1 protein-coding gene is annotated in these 221 nt (G+C 71.5%); it reads right to left on the bottom strand.

Annotated elements, in window-relative coordinates:
• Positions 1–221, bottom strand: a 221-nt coding sequence (locus tag ACX4ZE_RS23560; RefSeq protein WP_480275663.1) for a hypothetical protein, incomplete at both ends; no start/stop codon positions are given.

Below are 221 nucleotides of genomic sequence, written 5' to 3'. Positions count from 1 at the left end.
GTACACCCGACGCCACTGCTCGACGAGCTCGCCCTCCCCTGCCACACCCGACCGGTCGAGGACCACATACCCCACCAACTGTGTACCCGCCCCCACCCCGGCCGCCTCACGGGCCGCGACCACCGCCTGCGAAACCGCCGGATGCGAACCCAACACCGCCGCCACCTCCCCCGGCTCGACCCGAAACCCCCGGATCTTCACCTGCTCATCGACCCGCCCCA

Source organism: Nocardia sp. TBRC8007 (assembly GCF_056629435.1).
This window is presented reverse-complemented; position numbering and strand designations above follow the sequence as displayed.